Source organism: Actinomadura rifamycini DSM 43936 (assembly GCF_000425065.1).
Lineage (GTDB): Bacteria > Actinomycetota > Actinomycetes > Streptosporangiales > Streptosporangiaceae > Spirillospora > Spirillospora rifamycini.
This window is the reverse complement of record NZ_AULB01000011.1, coordinates 1-17,070: the sequence shown is the minus strand read 5'-3', so window position 1 is coordinate 17,070 and position 17,070 is coordinate 1. Positions and strand designations below refer to the sequence as shown.

The following is a 17,070-nucleotide window of genomic DNA, read 5'->3' as shown; positions in this document are numbered from 1 at the left end:
CCGTCTCAGGACGCCGCCGCGTCCTTCCAGTACTCGTCCTTCAGCAGGCGCTTGTAGAGCTTGCCGGTGGGGTGGCGGGGCAGTTCGGCGCGGAAGTCGACCGAACGCGGGCACTTGTAGTGGGCGAGCCGGTCGCGGCAGTAGGCGATCAGCTCGGCCTCCAGCTCGGGGCCCGCGTCGTCCATGCCGAGGGGCTGGACGACCGCCTTGACGGCCTCGCCCATCTCCGGGTCCGGGACGCCGAGGACGGCGACGTCGGCGACCTTCGGATGCACGGCGAGGACGTTCTCTGCCTCCTGCGGGTAGATGTTCACGCCGCCGCTGATGATCATGTAGGCGCGGCGGTCGGTGAGGTAGATGAAGCCGTCCTCGTCGACGTAGCCGACGTCGCCGAGGGTGCTCCAGCCGCGCCCCTTCGGGTCGCGGGACGCCGCGGTCTTGTCCTCGTCGCCGTGGTACTCGAACTCGGGCCCCTCGCCGAAGTACAGCGTCCCGGGGGTGCCGGGCGGGACCTCTTCGCCGTTCTCGTCGCACACGTGCACCTGCCCGAGGACGGGGCGTCCGACGGTGCCCTTGTGGGTCAGCCAGTCCTCGGAGTCGGTGTAGACGAAGCAGTTGCCCTCGGTGCCCGCGTAGTACTCGTGGAGGATCGGCCCCCACCAGTCGATCATCTGCTCCTTGACCGGGACGGGGCAGGGCGCCGCGGCGTGCACGGCGGCGCGCAGGCTCGACACGTCGTACCGGGCGCGGGTCTCCTCCGGGAGCTTCAGCATCCGGATGAACATGGTCGGGACCCACTGGCTGTGCGTGACGCCGTACTTCTCGATGGCGGCGAGCGCGCCCTCGGGATCGAACTTCTCCATCACCACGACGGTGGCGCCGAAGCGCTGGAAGGTGATGCAGTAGCGCAGCGGCGCCGCGTGGTAGAGCGGCGCCGGGGACAGGTACACCGAGTCGCCGTCGGGCTGGAACAGCAGCGAGATCAGCTGGGTCAGGGGCCCGGGCGTGCCCATGGGCGCCTTGCTGAGGGCGGGCTTCACCCCCTTGGGCCGGCCCGTCGTCCCGGACGAGTAGAGCATGTCGACGCCCTCGCACTCGTCCTCGATGGACGTGGCGGGGTGCGCGGCGACGCGGTCCTCGTAGGACTCGTAGCCGGGGGCCGTGCCGCCGAGCATGAGGCGCAGCGGCACGTCCGGCGGGTTCTGCGCGACGGCCGGGATCGACGCGTCGGCGATGAACACCTTGGCCTCGCAGTTGCCCACGATGTAGGCGACCTCGTCGGCGCCGAGCCGTGAGCTCACGGCCGTGTAGTAGAGCCCGGACCGCTGGGCGGCCCAGGCGATGGCCAGGTAGAGCGGGTGGTTCTCGAGCATGAACGCGATGTGGTCCCCCGGGCGCAGCCCCTCCGCGCGGAGCAGCTGCGCGAGCCGGTTGGACTCCTCGTTCAGTTCCCGGTAAGTGACGGTGCGGCCCGAGCCCGCCATGATCACGGCGGGCTTGTCGGGCGTCTGTGCGGCGATCTGCCCCAGGTGCATAGCCGCACGTTAGCGGGCCGGAACCCCGAATGGAATGGGATTCGGTTTATTCGGCCGCGCAGACCAGCATGTGGTCGAAGTCACCGTCCTTGGCCCCGCCCACGAACGCCTCCACCTCCTCGCGCGTGTAGACGAGGACGGCCCCCTCGGGATCCCGGGAGTTGCGCACGGCGATGTCTCCGCTGGGGAGTTCGGCGAGCTCGACGCAGTTGCCGCTCGGATTGCTCCGCCGGCTCTTCTGCCAGACGAGTCCGTTGCGGCTAGCGCCGCCGGGCGGCTTCTGGTGGCCGTTCATCATTGCCCCCTCTAGGCGTGTCCGCCTCCCCGCAGGGAGGCCGCGATCTCGCCCCACCCCACACCATGGTACGAGATGCACGTGCATTCGGTCTTGCATTCGTTCTTGCACCCGTTCGTGCAGACGGTCTTGCATCTGCACGACTTGGGGAGCAAGATAGCGAACGCTCGCCGGTGACCAACCCGCTCGCCTCTGAGGTTCACACCATGACCGTTGACCAGGCAGACGACGTCGCGGCGCACGCCGCCAGGCACGGCGCCCTCCGCGGCGCCGGGGACGCCCTACGGCCGCGGGACGCCGCGGCAGGGCACGCGCCCTGGCCGGACGCGCACGCGCCGGCCCCCGCGCACGCGGACGCGCCCATGGACGGCCCCGCCGTCCCCGCGGCCCCGGTGCCGGACCCCGGCCTGGCCGGGCGCTGGCCGACGCCGCACGAGGGCGCTCCGCGCACGGCGCGGCACGTCCTGCCGGCCGAGATCACCGCGCCCCGCGCGGCGCGCGAGTTCGCCGAGGCCACGCTCCGCGAGTGGGGCCTGGCGGACGACGCCGCGGACATCGTCGTCACGGTCTCGGAACTGGTCACCAACGCCCTGCGGCACGGCCTGGAGGGTCTCCCCCAGCCGCTGCCCCGGCGCCCGATCCAGCTCGTCCTGATCGGCCACCGGCGGCGGCTCGTCGTGGCGGTGACCGACCCGAGCGGGCGCGCGCCCGAGCCCGCGACGGTGGACCCCGACCGCTTCGTCGAGGGCGGCCGGGGCCTGCTGGTGGTCGGCGCGGTCAGCGACGCCTGGGGCTGGGCGCCGCTGGCGACCGGAGGGAAGTCGGTGTGGGCGGCCTTCGCCCGCCGGGTCAGCCCTCCGGCACCGGAAGGATCTGAGGCCGCACGTCGTCCTGACGCTCCCGCTCCGGACGCTCCAGCTCACTGAGGAACGCGTGGGCCCAGCGGTCCACGTCGTGCTCCAGCACGCGCCGGCGCATCGAGCGCATCCGCCGCGCCAGCTCGGCGGGCTCGGCGCCGAGCGCGTCCAGGAGCCGCTCCTTCAGGCCGTCGATGTCGTAGGGGTTGACAAGGAAGGCGCCGCGCTTGAGCTCGTCCGCGGCGCCGGTGAACTCGCTCAGCACCAGCGCGCCGCGCAGGTCCGCGCGGCACGCGACGTACTCCTTGGCCACCAGGTTCATGCCGTCCCGCAGCGGGGTGACCACCATGACGTCCGCGGCGAGGTAGAGCGCGGCCAGCTCGGCACGGTCGTACGACGTGTGCATATAGTGCACAACCGGAAAACCGATCTCGCCGTACTCGCCGTTGATGCGGCCGACCTCCTGCTCGATCTCCTCGCGCAGCAGCTGGTACTGCTCGACGCGCTCGCGGCTCGGCGTCGCGATCTGCACGAACGCGGCCTCGCCCGGCTTGAGGTGGCCGTCCTCGAACAGCTCGCCGAACGCCTGCAGCCGCTGCCGGATGCCCTTGGTGTAGTCGAGCCGGTCGACCCCCAGCAGCAGCGTGCAGTCGCCGAGGTCGCTGCGGATCTCGGCGGCGCGCTCCCGCACCTCCGGCCGGGCCACGAGCTCGTCCAGCTCGCCGACGTCCACCGAGATCGGGAACGCGCGGGCGCGGACGACGCGGCCGTCCCACAGGACGTCCTGCTTGACGTTGCGGGTGTCGAGCAGCCGCTTGCACAGGCGCACGAAGTTGGCCGCGGCGCCGGGGAGCTGGAAGCCGACGAGGTCGGCGCCGAGCAGCCCCTCCAGGATCCGGCGCCGCCACGGGAGCTGCCAGAACAGCTCCACGGGCGGGAACGGGATGTGCAGGAAGAACCCGATGCGCAGGTCGGGGCGCAGGTCGCGCAGCATCGCCGGGACGAGCTGGAGCTGGTAGTCCTGCACCCAGACGATGCCGCCCTCGGAGGCGACCTCCGCCGCCGCCTCCGCGAACCGCCGGTTGACGCGCACGTAGGCGTCCCACATCGCGCGGTCGTACACGGGGGGTGCCACCACATCGTGGTACAGCGGCCACAGCGTGGCGTTCGAGAAACCCTCGTAGTAAAGCTCGACGTCCTCGGCCGACTGGGAGATCGGGACGAGCGCCATGCCGTCCTCCTCGAACGGCTCCAGGCTCTCGTCCGGCGCCCCGGTCCAGCCGATCCACGTGCCGTTCCGGCGCCGCATGACCGGCGCGATCGCACTGACCAGCCCGCCGGGGCTCCGCCGCCAGCGCGGAGCGCCGTCCTCTCCGACGATCCGGTCGACCGGAAGCCGGTTGGCCACCACCACGAACTCACTACCGCGCGACACCTGCGACCCGCCTCTCCAGGAACCTCAGTGATCACCATGCCCAGAAACGGTCATCGGGAACATCTTGTCACTTCGACGCAAAGAGATCGTTACGTGAAAAGGGCGCTGTCAGGAACGCGGGGCCGCCGCTGAGGGGGATTGGAGCGGGCCACATCCCTTTCGCGCCAGGTGACCGATGTTTACCGGGACGTCACCTTTGCTGGCCGCTCCTTGCCAAAAAGTGATCCAGATCACACCAGGGGCCGGCGGCGAGGATCACCGGCGCACGGGCCGCAGGGGCGCGGTCGGCCGGGTCGCGGGCGCAGCGCACCTCCGGCGCCGTCGTCCATGGCTTCATGGTGGCACCCGGAGGACGGCCGGAACGCGCGGAGCAGACGAAAGCGGGCCCCGCGCGAGACGCGCAGGGCCCGCAGGGCGGGGCGGGTCAGGCCGCCGCGCCCTCGCGTTCCGGGGCGTCCGCCGCGCGGTGCCGCCCGCCCCAGAGGACGGCGTCCAGCGAGAACCGGCCCGTTCCGGTGAGCGCGAGCAGCAGGGCGACGGCGCCGAGGACGAGGACGAACTCGTAACCGCCGTCGCCCGCGAAGAACCCGGCGTCCTTGTGGACGTACCAGAACGCGCCGGCCATGTTCGCGGCGAGCAGCACACCGACCAGCGGGACGAGGACGCCGACGATCAGCGCGGCGCCGCCGAGCAGTTCCAGCCAGGTCGCGAACGTCGCGGCGGCGCCGGGCAGCGGGATGCCGAGGCCGTCGAACATCGCGGTGACGCCGGCGTGCCCGGTGTCGTTGAGCTTCTGCCAGCCGTGCGCGACGAACACCGCGCCGAGGACCAGTCGGCCGATGAGCAGCCCGGCGTGGAGCAGGTCGGGGTGTCGGCGAGACGGGAGCATGCCTCTCCTCCGGTTGAAGGTTCAAATATGAACTAACGGAACGCTACCAGAGGTCGTTCAATTTCAGACCACCTAGAAACTTCAGGTCGGATCCAGGCCAACTAGAATCACCGCATGAGCGATGCGGGGGAGCCGCTCGACGACGCGGAGATGCGCGCCTGGATGGCGTTCCTCGCCGCCGGGCACCTCATGGACCACGAGGTCGAGCGGCAGCTGAAGAGCGACGGCGGGCTCTCGCACCCGGAGTTCGAGGTCCTGGTGCGGCTGAGATGGGCCGACGGCGGACGGCTGCGGATGTCCGACCTCGCCCGCCAGGTGATGATCTCCAAGAGCCGGCTGACCTACCAGGTCACGCAGCTCGAACGGGCCGGGCTCGTGCGGCGCACCGGATGCGAGACCGACCGGCGGTCGGTGTGGGCGGAGCTGACCGACGAGGGCGCCGCCGCGCTCGAACGCGTCCGCCCCGGGCACCGCCGCGTCGTCCGGGAGTCGCTGATCGACGTGCTGTCGCGCGAGGAGATCGAGCTGCTCGGCAACGCTCTGGGCCGCGTCGCCGACCGCCTGCGGGAGCGGTAGCGTGCGCGACTTCGGCGGGATCGTCGAGCGCTCCCCCGCGCGGGTCGTCCGCCCCGGGTCGGCCGCGGAAGTCGCCGCCGCGCTCCGCGACGCCGCCGCGGCGGGCCTGGCCGCCGTCCCGCGCGGCCTCGGGCACTCCACGTTCGGGCAGTCGCTGACCGAGGGCGTCTCGCTCGACATGCGCGGGCTCGCCGGCGTCCGCGCGGTCCGGACGGACGGGCCGCGGGGCGCGCACGCGATCGCGGACGCCGGGACCACCTGGCGGGAGGTCCTCGACGCGACGCTGCCGCACGGCCTCGCCCCGCCCGTCCTGACCGACCACCTCGACGTCACCGTCGGCGGGACGCTGTCGGCGGGCGGCGTCGGCGGCGCTTCGCACCGGCACGGCCTGCAGGCCGCGAACGTCCTGGCGCTCGACGTCGTCCGGTACGGGCGGGACGCGGCGCACGGCGCGGTGACGTGCTCCCCCGAAACCCGGCCGGACCTGTTCGACGCGGTGCGGGCCGGGCTGGGGCGGCACGGCGTCATCACCCGGGCCGTGCTGCGGCTGGTCCCCGTGCCCGAGCGGGTGCTGTGCTGCACGATCCCGTGCCGCGACGCCGCCGGGCTGCTGCGCGTGCAGCGCGAGACGGCGGCCGAGCACCTGTCGGGGCAGGCCAAGCCGGCGGACGGCGGCGGGTGGCGGTACGAGGCCAAGGCGGTGCTGCACGGCGGCGCGCCGCCGCCCGGCACCGCCGAAGCCGAGGAACTGCCCTACCTCGACTTCGCCGACCGGCTCCGCCCGGACGTGGCGGAGCTCGTCGCGCTCGGCGAGTGGACGCGCCCGCACCCGTGGGGCATGGTGTTCCTGCCCGGGGACCGCGCCGCCGCCCTCATCGAGGCGGAGCTCGCGGCGACGGACCCGGCCGGCGTGGGCCTCAGCGGCGTCGTCCTGATCAAGGCGCTGCGCACCGGGCGCGTACCCGGGCTCGCCGTCCCGCGCGACCCCGTCCTGCTCGGGATGCTGCGGACGGCGTCGCCGGGCTGCGCGTCCGTCCCGGCGATGCTCGCCGCCAACCGGGCGCTCCTCGACCGCGCCCGCACCGCCGGCGGCACCCGCTACCCCGTCGACTCCGTCGCCGACAAAACTCCCACCCCCCGATAACCCCGCCCGGCCAACGCACGGCCACGGCCGCCCAGCCACCGCCGCCCAGCCACCGCCGCCGAGCCACCGCCGCCGGGCCATGGCCGACCGGTCACGGGCGCCGGACCACGGCCGCCGGGTCACGGCCAACCGGTCACGGGCGCCGGACCACAGCCGCCGGGCCACGGGCGCCGGGCCACGGCTGCCGGGTCACGGGCGCCAAGCCACAAGCGTCCAGCCATGAACGCCTAGCCACGACCACCCGGTCACGAGCGCCAAGCCACAAGCGCCAAGCCACAGCCGTCCGGCCACGGGCGTCGAGTCACGGGGGCCGTCACGGGCCGGGTCACGGGCGCCGGACCATGAGGGCCGGGCACCGCCGTCCGGCCACGGGCATCCGGCCACGGGGGCCGGGCCACGGGCGCCGGACCATGTGGGCCAGGCACCGCCGTCCGGCCACGAACGCCCGGCCGCGGACGCCCGGTCACAGGCGGCGGGTCACGACTGCAGGTAGCGGAGGACGGCCAGTACGCGGCGGCTGTATCCGGTGGTGGCCGACAGGTCGAGCTTGTCGAAGATCGCGTTGACGTGCTTCTCCACGGCGCTCTGCGAGATGTGCAGGTGCGCGGCGATCGAACCGTTGGTATGTCCCTGCGCCATGTGGTCGATGACGTCCCGTTCGCGGGGCGTCAGCCGGGCCAGCGGATCGGCGTGCGCGCTGTGCGCCAGCAGCCGCCGCACCACCTCGGGGTCGAACGCGGCGCCGCCCGCGGCGATCCGGTCGAGGGCGTCGAGGAACTCGTCGACCTGCGCGACCCGGTCCTTGAGCAGGTAGCCGACACCGGCGGTGTCCGCGGTGATCAGCTCGGCGGCGTACCGCTTCTCCACGTACTGCGACAGGACGAGCACCCCCACGCCGGGCCACCGGCGGCGGATCTCCAGCGCGGCGCGCAGCCCCTCGTCGGTGTGCGTCGGCGGCATCCGCACGTCCACGACGACGACGTCGGGCTGCGCCTCCGCCACGGCGGCGAGCAGCGCGTCGCCGTCGCCGACCGCCGCGGCGATCTCGTGGCCCTCCTCCGCCAGCAGCCGCACCAGCCCCTCGCGCAGCAGCGTCGAGTCCTCGGCGAGCATCAACCGCACGGCAGCTCCGCGGTGATCACGGTGGGCCCGCCGGGCGGGCTGTCCACGGCGAACGCGCCGTCCAGTGCGGCGACCCGGCGGGCCAGCCCCGCCAGCCCGCCGCCGCGGGGGTCGGCTCCCCCGGTCCCGTCGTCCTCGACGCGCACGCCGATCCTCCCGTCCCGCTCCGCGACGTCGACGCGAACCCGGCCCGCGCCCGAGTGCTTGTTGGCGTTGGTGACGGCCTCGCAGACAACGAAGTAGGCGGCGGTCTCCACCGGGTGCGGGGGCCGCGCGGGCACGTCGAAGCCGATCGCCACCGGGACCGCCGACCGCTCCGCGACCGTCTCCAGCGCCGCCCGCAGGCCCTCCCCGTCGAGCGCCGCCGGGAACACGCGCCAGCTCACCTCGCGCAGGTCGTCCAGGGCGCGCCGCGACTCCTCGTGCGCCTGCCGCAGCAGCTCGGCGGCCCGCTCCGGGTCGGCGCCGCCCGCGCGGCGGGCCCGTCCGATCAGCATGCCGAGCGCGACGAGCCGCTGCTGGACGCCGTCGTGCAGGTCGCGCTCGATGCGGCGGCGCTCGTCGTCGACGGCGTCCACGACCTGGGCGCGCGTCACCCGCAGCTCGGCGATGCGGCGACGGTAGGCGTCCAGCGGGCTCGGGCCGAGGCGGCGGCGGGCGGTCGCCCGCTCCAGTGCGACGACCCCGGCCAGGCCCTGCACGGCGAGGAACAGCAGCACCGCGCCCGCGAGGAACGTGTAGACGACGATCCAGGGGTGCGGCGGGATGCCGTCCATGTAGTCGCCGGTGATCCACCAGCTCGCCGTCAGGCCGACGCCCAGGTACGCCCCGTAGGCGATCAGGCCCAGGACCGTCCCGCCGAGAAGACCGACCGGGGCGCGCAGCGCCAGGTAGGCGAGCGCGCGGCCCGGGCCGTCCGCGGCCGCGGTCTCCTCCGCGAAGAGCCCCGCGAGCCTGCGCCGCTCCAGCTCCGTGAGCCCGCGGGCCGCGGCGGCGACGGCGTCCGGGACCGGACGCTCGCCGCGCGAGGCGGCCAGCGAGAAAGGCATCAGCACCACCGCGACCAGCAGGAACGCCAGTTCGGTGAGGGACGTCAGGACGCCGAGCGCGAGCCCGGCGGACACCCGCGCCGCCCTCCGCGGGACGCTTCGGCCGGCGGCGGAACCGGCACCGGCCGCACGCTGACCGGGAACGTTCCGTTCGGCGAGGCCGCGGTGGAGGCCGTCCCGCTCGGCGCCGGAGGCGGCGACGTCGTCAGAAGGCGCTGTGATCACGCTCGGCGTCTCTCGGACCGGCGCGGTGCGCCCCGCCGCCCCCGTTCCCGTCCTTGCGCGACTTGACGACGCGGAAGGCGATGAACGCCACGAGGGCCACGGCCACCACGGCGATGACCCCCTTGGAGTAGATGCCGACGTACTCCTCGACCTTGTGCCACTGGTCGCCGAGCCCGTACCCGGCCATCACGAAGATCGTGTTCCAGATCGCGCTGCCGAGGGTGGTGTACAGCAGGAACTTGCTCAGCGGCATCCGCTCCACCCCGGCCGGGATGGAGATGAGGCTGCGGAAGATGGGGATCATGCGGCCGAAGAAGACGGCCTTGGCGCCGTGCTTGGCGAACCACGCCTCGGTGCGGTCGAGGTCCTCGATCTTGATGAGCGGGAGCCGGGCGACGAGCCGGCGGATCCGGTCCCGGCCGATGACCGCCCCGATGCCGTACAGGGCGAGCGCGCCGACGACCGCGCCGACGGTCGTCCAGATCAGGGCGGCGATGAGGTTCATCTTGCCCTGCGACGCGGTGAACCCGGCGAGCGGCAGGATGATCTCGCTGGGCAGCGGCGGGAACAGATTTTCCAGCGCGATGGCGATCCCCGCGCCCGGCGCGCCCATCTGCTCCATCAGGTCGGTGGCCCAGCCGGCGATGCCGCCCACCGGCTCGCCCTCGGTCGCCGCCAAAAACGTCATTGTGATCATGCCTCGCCACACTAGAGATCCGCCGATACCGCCACCATGGAGCGCACCGCCGACCTTACCGGCCGCACGCCGCATCCCTGCCCTGCGGAAAACCGCACCCCGCCGCCTCCGCCGCGCGCCGCACCGGACGGCGGCCGAGGGGGCGGTGATCGTGGAAAGGCCCACATGGCCGGGCGGTTCAGCCTAATGTGGAAGTCCCCACCGTATAAGGCTTTCAAGACCGCCGCACCGATCAGCGAGGAGCCGCGCACGTGGCCGACGACCTCCCCGAGAACGCCCCGCCCGGGATCGATCCCACCACTCCGACGTTCGCCCGGGTGTACGACTACTTCCTCGGCGGCAAGGACAACTTCGCCGCCGACCGCGAGGTCGCGGACATGGTGATGCAGCTCGTCCCGGAGGCGCCCGTCGTCGCGCAGGGCAACCGCGTCGCGATCGAGCGGGCCGTGACCTACCTCGCCGGGGACCTCGGCATCGACCAGTTCGTGGACATCGGGTCCGGGCTGCCCACGTCGTCCAACGTGCACCAGTTCGCCAAGGCCGCCGCCCCCGGCGCCCGCGTCGTCTACGTCGACAACGACCCGATCGTCCTCGCGCACGGCCGGGCGCTGCTCACCGAGACCGGCGTCGCGACGTTCATCCAGGGCGACCTCCACGAACCGGGGAAGATCTTCGCCGATCCGGCGCTGACCGCGCTGATCGACCTCGACCGCCCGGTCGGGGTGATCCTGGCCGCGATCATCCACCACGTGCCCGACGACCGGGACCCGGCGGGCGTCGTCCGCGCGCTGCACGAGTTCCTGCCGTCCGGCAGCCACGTCATGCTCACGCACCTGCACGACGCGGGGGACGACCCGCGCGTCGAGGAGGCGAGGAAGATCCTGCAGTCGGGGCTCGGCGGGTCCTACTTCCGGCCGGCCTCCGAGATCGAGCGGTTCATGGGCGGGCTGACGATCCTGGAGCCGGGCGTCGAGCTCGTGACCGCGTGGCGGCCGAACGGGCCGGCGGGGCCGCTGGAGCACCCGCTGCACAGCCAGATGGCGGCGGTGCTCGGCCGCAAGGACTGACCGCAGAGGCTCGTGACCGGAACGCCGCCGGGGGGTTTCGGTCACGGGCTTCGCCATTTTCGGTCGCGCTTCACCGGAGATCCGGACAAAGGATCTTTCTGATCGACTTTTCGGTCAGGAAGCCTTCTTGTAGCGTTCGCAGGGTTTTGTGAAGCGCTTTCATGATCCAAAGGACCCCCCGCGATGCCCTTGGCGACTGGCCTGGCCGCCGTGCTGCTCGGCCTGCTGATCCTGCTGGCCGCGACCCGGCGCCCGCCCGTTTCGGCGTCCGGGCACCCCGAGTCGCTGACGGCCGTGCTGGAGCCGGGCGAGGAGGAGTACCTCGCGTGGCTCGCCGACCACCTCTGGCCCGGCGACGAGTACCTGGAGATCGACCGGGACCTGCGCGACGAACTGGGCCTCGACCTCCACGACGGCGCCCCGGCGGACGGACCGTTCGAAGCGCCGCTGTGCCCGCGCTGCGCGCTGCGCCGCGAGGACGTGTGGCCGTGCCCGGCGTGCGGCCGGCTGCTCCACTCGTCCTGCGGCCACGGGATGCGCCGCCGACGCGTCGCCCATCCCTACCGCACCCGCGGCGCCGAATTCGAAGCGGTGATCGCGGAATGGGTGTGCACGGGCTGCGCGTCGGTCGTCGGCCTGGACGTGGATCACGGCGACGAACCGGATCGGCGCTGACGATTGCCCGGCACCCCGGACCTTTACACGCTTGTAACGTAAAGAATTCCTCATCTACTTGCATATTTCGGACGCACGGCGGCAGGGTGAACTATGTCCTTAATCACAGGGACAGCTGGAGGAATCCCGTGACCGCCCATCCCGACCCGGCGAACTGCGCGCACAAGCCGTGCTGCCCCGCCGCCGACGCCCACGACCGGGACGCCGCGCGCACCGTCGCGCACCACCCCGAGCAGGGCTGGAGCCTGCTGTGCAACGGCATCGTCGTCTTCGACGACACCGGAGAGCTGCTCCCCGACGGCCGGGTCGTCGACCCGCACCGCCCCACCGCGGCCGCCTGACGGCCGCCGCCGTCACCTGATCACGTGACGGTCGTAGCCGAGCCGCACCAGTTCCTCGTAGGCCGCCCACGCCGCCGCCGGAACGGGCATCGGCACCTGGAACCCGCGCTCGGCGTAGACAACCATCCGCTGCAGGTCGCCCACCATCAGCTCGATGAACCGCCGCTCGTCGTCGCCGTACGCGTCGAACCCGATCTCGGGCGCGGTGACCGTCCACGCCGCCTCGGCCCACTGGCGCCGCGCCGTCGCAAGCGACCGGCGCGTCATGTAGGGCTTGGCGACCAGGATCCCGCTGCGCACGACGATGCCCCGCCCGTCCAGCAGGCGGCGCGTCGCGGTGATGTTCTCGCCCGTGTTCGCGGCGGTCTCCTCCAGCACGAGCGCCTCCTCTGGAACGCCGTGCTGGCGCGCCACCCGCGCGAAGACCCGCGCCTCCGTCTCCGCCCACCCGGACGTGATCTTGCCGCGACCGCCCGAGACGACGAGCAGCGGCGCCCGTCCCTCATGCCAAAGCCGGGCGGCATGGACCGCCACCCGCGTGTCGTGGCACCCCAGAGCCAGGATCACGTCAGCCTTGGAGAGAGGGTCGGCCAGCACCAGGTGGTCCCACAGGATCCGGGCCAGCTCGCGCGCCCGCGCGTCCACGGGATCGTGAGTCTCCATGCGCCCATTGTCCCCGGCGGACAGCATGTCGGACTCCCATCCGAACGGTCGTCCCGGTAGCGTTCAACTGTTTCGCTACTTACGCAAGGTTCATGTGGAACCCGACCGCGAAAGGACGGGGTGGTGTGATCACAGTCCTGGTCCTCGTCGCACTGGTCGCCGTGCTCGGCCTGTGCGTCTCCAACCTGCTCCGCCCCTTCGCCCCCGCGGCGCCCGCGGAGCCGCGCCCCGGGCCGCCCGGCGTCCACCCGGAGTCCATGACCGCCGAACTGGACCCCGCGGACGAGGAGTACCTCGCCTGCCTCGCCGACACGTTGTGGCCGAACGACGAGTACCTCGAACCCGAGCACACCACCGACGGCGAAGAGGAGCCCGGCGGCAGCGGCATGCGCCGCTGACCCGCCCACCGCGCCCGTAAACCCGCGACGCGACCGGGCCGTCGCACGACCGAGACGCCGGAGGCGGTGGAGTTTCGGGCCGGTGGGGGGCGGGAGGGTCAGAGTTTGCGGCCGACGCCGCCGTAGGCGTCGACGTCGTCGGCGGGGTGCTCGGGGCGCCAGCGGGTGATGGGGACGATGCCGGGCCGGAGGATCTCGAGCCCCTCGAAGAACCGGGCGATGCGCTCGGGGGTGCGCAGGACGAGGGGCGAGTCGCCGGACGCGTTCCACACTTCGACGATCTTGTCCGAGTCCGCGCCGTGCACCACGTTCGTCCCGTCGTACATGGCGAGGTAGCTGCCCGGGGCGAGGGCGTCCATGAGCCGCCGGACGATCGCGTACGCCTCGTCGTCGTCGGTGATGAACTCGAGGACGCCCATCAGCGTCAGCGCGACCGGCTCGTCGAGGTCGAGCGTCTCGGCGGCCGCCTCGAGGATGCGTCCGGGGTCGCGCAGGTCGGCGTGGACGTACGCGGTGCTGCCCTCGGGGGTGCTGGTGAGCAGCGCTCTCGCATGGGCCAGCACCATCGGGTCGTTGTCGATGTAGACGATGCGCGATTCGGGCGCGGCGCGCTGCGCCACCTCGTGGGTGTTGTCGACGGTGGGCAGGCCGGTGCCGACGTCGACGAACTGGCGGACGCCCGCCTCGGCGGTGAGGAACCACACGACGCGGTTGAGGTAGTGGCGGGACGCGCGGGCGAGGCGCGCGACGTCCGGGAGCATGCGGAGGATCTGGTCGCCGACCCGGCGGTCCACGGGGTAGTTGTCCTTGCCGCCGAGCCAGTAGTTCCAGATGCGCGCCACCTGCGGGACGGTCGTGTCGACGCCGGGCGCCGGTGCCTGGTCGCTCATAGCCCCCCTCTCGTCCCGCCGTGATCGGTGTCTTCCCGGCGGCGGCGCCCCCCATTCACGGGCGGGGGACGCCGCGGAGGCGTCAGTCGTCGTCCCGGTCGTCGTCCCTGTCGTCGTCCCGGTCGTCGTCGTCGCGGTCGTCGGCCTGGTTCTGGAGCACCTTGCCGGAGGCTGCGTCCACGGTGACCTCGCGCTCGGTGCCGTCCGAGCCCGCGATTTCGACCTCCCAGGAGGGAGCGGTCCCGGTCTGGAAGTCGACGGACGTGACGGTGCCGGGCGCGGCCCGCAGGGCGGCGTTCGCGGCGGCGACGGCGGTCGTCTTCGCGCCGCCCAGCGCCTTCGTCTCGCGGCGGTCGTCGTCGTCATCGTCGTCGTCCCGGTCGGCCCGGTTGCGGACGACCTCGCCCGAGCCGGCGTCGACGTCCACGGTGCGGACGCCGCCGGACGCGGCGACGTCGACCTCCCAGACGGGAGTGTCGCCGTCGTCGTCGAGGTCGATGTCCTCGACCGTGCCGGGGGCCGCCTTCAGCGCGGCCTGCGCGGCCTGGACGGCGGTGACGCGGGTGCCCGCGGGGACCGCCTCGTCGCCGTCGTCGGCCGCGGCGACGGCCGCGGTGGCGGCTCCGCCGCCGGCGACGGCCGCCGCGGCGAGCGCCGTGACCAGCAGCCTGCGGCCGGTGAGGATGCGGCGCGCGTCGATGCCCATGTGGTTCCACCTCCGGTGTCGGTGTGTCGTGGCCGGTCGGCCCGTACGTCACCGACGATGTCGGACGTTCCTGTAGCGCACCTGAAGCGACCTGAAGCTTTCTTCAGGAACGGTTTGGCAGGCTGTCCTCCATGCGCCTGCTCATCGTCGAGGACGAGAAACGCCTCGCCACGTCCCTGGCCCGCGGCCTGACCGCCGAGGGGTTCACGGTGGACGTCGTCCATGACGGCGCCACCGGGTACGAGCGGGCGTCCGGCGGCGGCTACGACCTGGTCGTCCTCGACATCATGCTCCCCGGGATGAACGGCTACCGGGTGTGCGCGGCGCTGCGGGCGGCGGGGGACGAGACCCCGATCCTGATGCTGACCGCCAAGGACGGCGAGTACGACGAGGCCGAGGGCCTGGACACCGGCGCGGACGACTACCTGACGAAGCCGTTCTCGTACGTGGTGCTGGTGGCCCGGGTCCGCGCGCTGCTGCGGCGGCGCACGCGGGGCGCGGCGCCGTCGATCGTCCTGGGCGACCTCACCGTGGACCCCGCCGCCCGCCGGGTGTTCCGCGGCGACGAGGAGGTCGAGCTGACGGCCAAGGAGTTCGCGGTGCTGGAGCACCTGGCGGTGAACGCGGGCCGGGTCGTGTCGAAGGCGCAGATCATCGAGGCCGTGTGGGACCTCGCCTACGACGGCGACCCCAACATCGTCGAGGTGTACGTGAGCGCGCTGCGCCGCAAGCTGGACGTGCCGTTCGGCCGCAGGTCGATCGCGACGGTGCGGGGCGCCGGCTACCGGCTGGCGCGGGACGGGGGCGCCTGAGATGTCCCCCGGGCGCCGGTTCGGATCCGTCCGGGCGCGGACGACGCTGGGCGCGACGGCCGTCGTGGCCGCCGCGCTGATCGCCGCGGGGCTCGCGGTCGTCCTGCTGCTGCGCGCCGAGCTGGGCGGGCAGACGGACCTGCGGTCGGAGGTCGCGGCGCGGGAGGTGGCGTCGCAGCTCGCGGCGGGCACCCCGTTCGGGTCGCTGGAGCTTCCCGACGACGACGAGCATCCCGTGCAGGTCGTGGACGGGACGGGGCGGGTGCGCGCGGCGAGCGAGGACCTGACCGGGATCGCGGGGGCGGCGTCGGCCCCGGCCGTCCCGCCGGCGGACGCCGGGGACGACGACGCCGACGACGATGACGACGACGCTCCGCGCCGCGGCGAGGTCTCCGGCGACGACCCGTCCTTCACCACCGGCGCCGCGACCGTCGACGGCCGGACGGAGGACTACCGGTTCGCGGCGGTCGAGGTGACGACGCCCGCGGGCGAGACCGTCACCGTGCACGCGGGCACCGAGCTGGACGCGTCCCGCAGCACCGTCGGGACGGTGACGCGCTCGATGCTCGCCGGGCTGCCGCCGCTGCTCGCCGTGGTGGCGGGCGTGACGTGGCTGGTGACGCGGCGGGCGCTGCGGCCGGTGGAGGCGGTCCGCGCGGAACTCGCGGAGATCACCGTGTCGGGCGACCTGTCGCGGCGGGTGCCCGTGCCGGAGGCGCGGGACGAGGTCGGCCGGCTCGCCGCCACGACGAACGCGACCCTCGCCGCGCTGGAGGACTCGGTGGCGAAGCAGCGCGCGTTCGTCGCGGACGCGTCGCACGAGCTGCGCAGCCCGATCGCGTCGCTGCGCACGCAGCTGGAGGTGGCGGCCGCGCATCCGGAGCTGCTGGACGTGCCGGGCGCGGTGGACGACGTCGTCCGGTTGCAGCACCTGGCGGCCGACCTGCTGCTCCTCGCGCGGATCGACGCGGGCGAGCGCCCCCCGCCGCGTCCCGTCCGGGTCGCGGAGCTGGTGCGGGACGAGCTCGACCGGCGGGCCGCCGGGGACCGCGTCCCCGTGCGGGCGTCCGTGGACGGCGACCCGCGGGTGACGGGCGTGCCGGGACGGCTGGCGCGGGTGCTCGGCAACCTGCTGGACAACGCCGAGCGGCACGCCGACCGGGTCGTCCGCCTCACCGCCGGCCGGGAGGGGCGGGACGTCGTGCTGCGGGTCGCCGACGACGGCCCCGGGGTCCCGGCGGCCGACCGCGAGCGCGTCTTCGAGCGGTTCGTGCGGCTGGACGACGCGCGCAGCCGGGACGAGGGCGGCGCGGGGCTCGGTCTCGCGATCGCCCGCGACCTGGTGGCGGCGCACGGCGGCACCCTGACGGTCCGGGACGCGCCGGAGGGCGGCGCCCTGTTCGAGGTGCGGCTGCCCGCTACTTGAGGAGCTGGCGGGCCATGACCATCCGCTGGATCTGGTTGGTCCCCTCGTAGATCTGCGTGATCTTGGCGTCGCGCATCATCCGCTCCACCGGGAAGTCCCGCGTGTACCCGTACCCGCCCAGCAGCTGCACCGCATCGGTCGTGACGTCCATCGCCACATCCGACGCCAGCGCCTTGCACGCCGACGACACGAACGTCAGATCCGCGACCTTCTCACCCCGCATCGCACGCTCGGACTTCACCGCCGCGTGATACGTCAGCTGACGCGC

The 17,070-nt window shown here is 73.3% G+C and carries 20 protein-coding genes; 9 read left to right on the top strand and 11 right to left on the bottom strand.

Annotation, left to right across the window (positions count from 1 at the left end):
• Positions 1-5: 5 nt before the first annotated feature.
• Positions 6-1,535 (bottom strand): acyl-CoA synthetase, encoded by a 1,530-nt coding sequence (locus H505_RS0110385; protein WP_026401919.1) that lies wholly within the window; start codon positions 1,533-1,535, stop codon positions 6-8.
• 46 nt (positions 1,536-1,581) lie between these two features.
• Complete coding sequence (locus H505_RS0110380; RefSeq protein WP_125616575.1) at positions 1,582-1,830, bottom strand: DUF397 domain-containing protein; 249 nt, start codon at positions 1,828-1,830, stop codon at positions 1,582-1,584.
• A gap of 206 nt (positions 1,831-2,036) precedes the next feature.
• Between H505_RS0110380 and H505_RS47485 the strand changes: the two genes are divergently transcribed.
• Positions 2,037-2,756: an ATP-binding protein gene (locus H505_RS47485; protein WP_051300522.1), complete on the top strand. Its 720-nt coding sequence runs from the start codon at positions 2,037-2,039 to the stop codon at positions 2,754-2,756.
• Here H505_RS47485 and H505_RS41095 read toward each other — a convergent pair.
• Positions 2,680-4,122, bottom strand: a complete 1,443-nt coding sequence (locus H505_RS41095) for an alpha,alpha-trehalose-phosphate synthase (UDP-forming) (RefSeq protein WP_051300521.1) — start codon at positions 4,120-4,122, stop codon at positions 2,680-2,682. The genes H505_RS47485 and H505_RS41095 overlap by 77 nt on opposite strands.
• A 424-nt stretch (positions 4,123-4,546) precedes the next feature.
• Positions 4,547-5,011, bottom strand: a complete 465-nt coding sequence (locus H505_RS41090; protein WP_051300520.1) for a DoxX family protein — start codon at positions 5,009-5,011, stop codon at positions 4,547-4,549.
• A gap of 114 nt (positions 5,012-5,125) precedes the next feature.
• On the opposite strand from H505_RS41090, the gene H505_RS0110360 reads away from it, so the two are divergent.
• On the top strand, positions 5,126-5,587 hold the full coding sequence (locus tag H505_RS0110360; protein WP_026401917.1) for a MarR family winged helix-turn-helix transcriptional regulator: 462 nt from the start codon (positions 5,126-5,128) through the stop codon (positions 5,585-5,587).
• Between the two features lies 1 nt (position 5,588).
• A complete protein-coding gene (locus H505_RS41085; protein ID WP_051300519.1) occupies positions 5,589-6,731 on the top strand; it encodes an FAD-binding protein in 1,143 nt (380 codons plus the stop codon).
• A 477-nt stretch (positions 6,732-7,208) separates the two neighbouring features.
• Here H505_RS41085 and H505_RS0110350 read toward each other — a convergent pair whose 3' ends face one another.
• The 3 genes from H505_RS0110350 to H505_RS41080 all read right to left on the bottom strand — a co-directional run bounded on the left by H505_RS0110350 (position 7,209) and on the right by H505_RS41080 (position 9,749).
• Positions 7,209-7,853, bottom strand: a complete 645-nt coding sequence (locus tag H505_RS0110350; RefSeq protein ID WP_026401916.1) for a response regulator transcription factor — start codon at positions 7,851-7,853, stop codon at positions 7,209-7,211.
• On the bottom strand, positions 7,844-8,977 hold the full coding sequence (locus H505_RS0110345) for a sensor histidine kinase (protein ID WP_026401915.1): 1,134 nt from the start codon (positions 8,975-8,977) through the stop codon (positions 7,844-7,846). The genes H505_RS0110350 and H505_RS0110345 overlap by 10 nt, the downstream gene beginning before the upstream one ends.
• A gap of 130 nt (positions 8,978-9,107) precedes the next feature.
• Positions 9,108-9,749, bottom strand: coding sequence for a DedA family protein (locus H505_RS41080; protein WP_199747894.1), 642 nt, complete (start codon positions 9,747-9,749; stop codon positions 9,108-9,110).
• A 326-nt stretch (positions 9,750-10,075) separates the two neighbouring features.
• Between H505_RS41080 and H505_RS0110335 the strand changes: the two genes are divergently transcribed.
• From H505_RS0110335 to H505_RS0110325, 3 genes are all read left to right on the top strand, one after another.
• Positions 10,076-10,891 carry an SAM-dependent methyltransferase gene (locus tag H505_RS0110335; protein WP_026401914.1) on the top strand — a complete coding sequence of 272 codons (816 nt, stop codon included), beginning with the start codon at positions 10,076-10,078 and terminating at the stop codon, positions 10,889-10,891.
• A 183-nt stretch (positions 10,892-11,074) separates the two neighbouring features.
• Entirely contained in the window at positions 11,075-11,566 is a 492-nt protein-coding gene (locus H505_RS0110330) for a hypothetical protein (RefSeq protein ID WP_026401913.1), read from the top strand.
• Between the two features lie 128 nt (positions 11,567-11,694).
• Positions 11,695-11,907, top strand: coding sequence for a DUF5999 family protein (locus H505_RS0110325; RefSeq protein ID WP_026401912.1), 213 nt, complete (start codon positions 11,695-11,697; stop codon positions 11,905-11,907).
• A 12-nt stretch (positions 11,908-11,919) separates the two neighbouring features.
• Here H505_RS0110325 and H505_RS0110320 read toward each other — a convergent pair whose 3' ends face one another.
• Positions 11,920-12,570 carry a YdcF family protein gene (locus H505_RS0110320; protein WP_064743593.1) on the bottom strand — a complete coding sequence of 217 codons (651 nt, stop codon included), beginning with the start codon at positions 12,568-12,570 and terminating at the stop codon, positions 11,920-11,922.
• A gap of 125 nt (positions 12,571-12,695) precedes the next feature.
• Between H505_RS0110320 and H505_RS0110315 the strand changes: the two genes are divergently transcribed.
• Positions 12,696-12,968, top strand: coding sequence for a hypothetical protein (locus tag H505_RS0110315; RefSeq protein ID WP_026401910.1), 273 nt, complete (start codon positions 12,696-12,698; stop codon positions 12,966-12,968).
• 98 nt (positions 12,969-13,066) lie between these two features.
• On the opposite strand, the gene H505_RS0110310 is transcribed toward H505_RS0110315, so the two are convergent.
• Both H505_RS0110310 and H505_RS0110305 read right to left on the bottom strand, forming a co-directional pair.
• Positions 13,067-13,858 carry an SAM-dependent methyltransferase gene (locus H505_RS0110310; RefSeq protein WP_026401909.1) on the bottom strand — a complete coding sequence of 264 codons (792 nt, stop codon included), beginning with the start codon at positions 13,856-13,858 and terminating at the stop codon, positions 13,067-13,069.
• A gap of 82 nt (positions 13,859-13,940) precedes the next feature.
• Positions 13,941-14,564, bottom strand: a complete 624-nt coding sequence (locus H505_RS0110305) for a PepSY domain-containing protein (protein WP_026401908.1) — start codon at positions 14,562-14,564, stop codon at positions 13,941-13,943.
• A gap of 131 nt (positions 14,565-14,695) precedes the next feature.
• Between H505_RS0110305 and H505_RS0110300 the strand changes: the two genes are divergently transcribed.
• Both H505_RS0110300 and H505_RS0110295 read left to right on the top strand, forming a co-directional pair.
• Positions 14,696-15,376, top strand: coding sequence for a response regulator transcription factor (locus H505_RS0110300; RefSeq protein ID WP_026401907.1), 681 nt, complete (start codon positions 14,696-14,698; stop codon positions 15,374-15,376).
• 1 nt (position 15,377) lies between these two features.
• Positions 15,378-16,802, top strand: a complete 1,425-nt coding sequence (locus H505_RS0110295; protein ID WP_026401906.1) for a sensor histidine kinase — start codon at positions 15,378-15,380, stop codon at positions 16,800-16,802.
• On the opposite strand, the gene H505_RS41075 is transcribed toward H505_RS0110295, so the two are convergent.
• Positions 16,795-17,070: acyl-CoA dehydrogenase family protein (locus H505_RS41075; protein ID WP_034517511.1), on the bottom strand; the 276-nt coding region annotated here is incomplete at its 5' end. The genes H505_RS0110295 and H505_RS41075 overlap by 8 nt on opposite strands.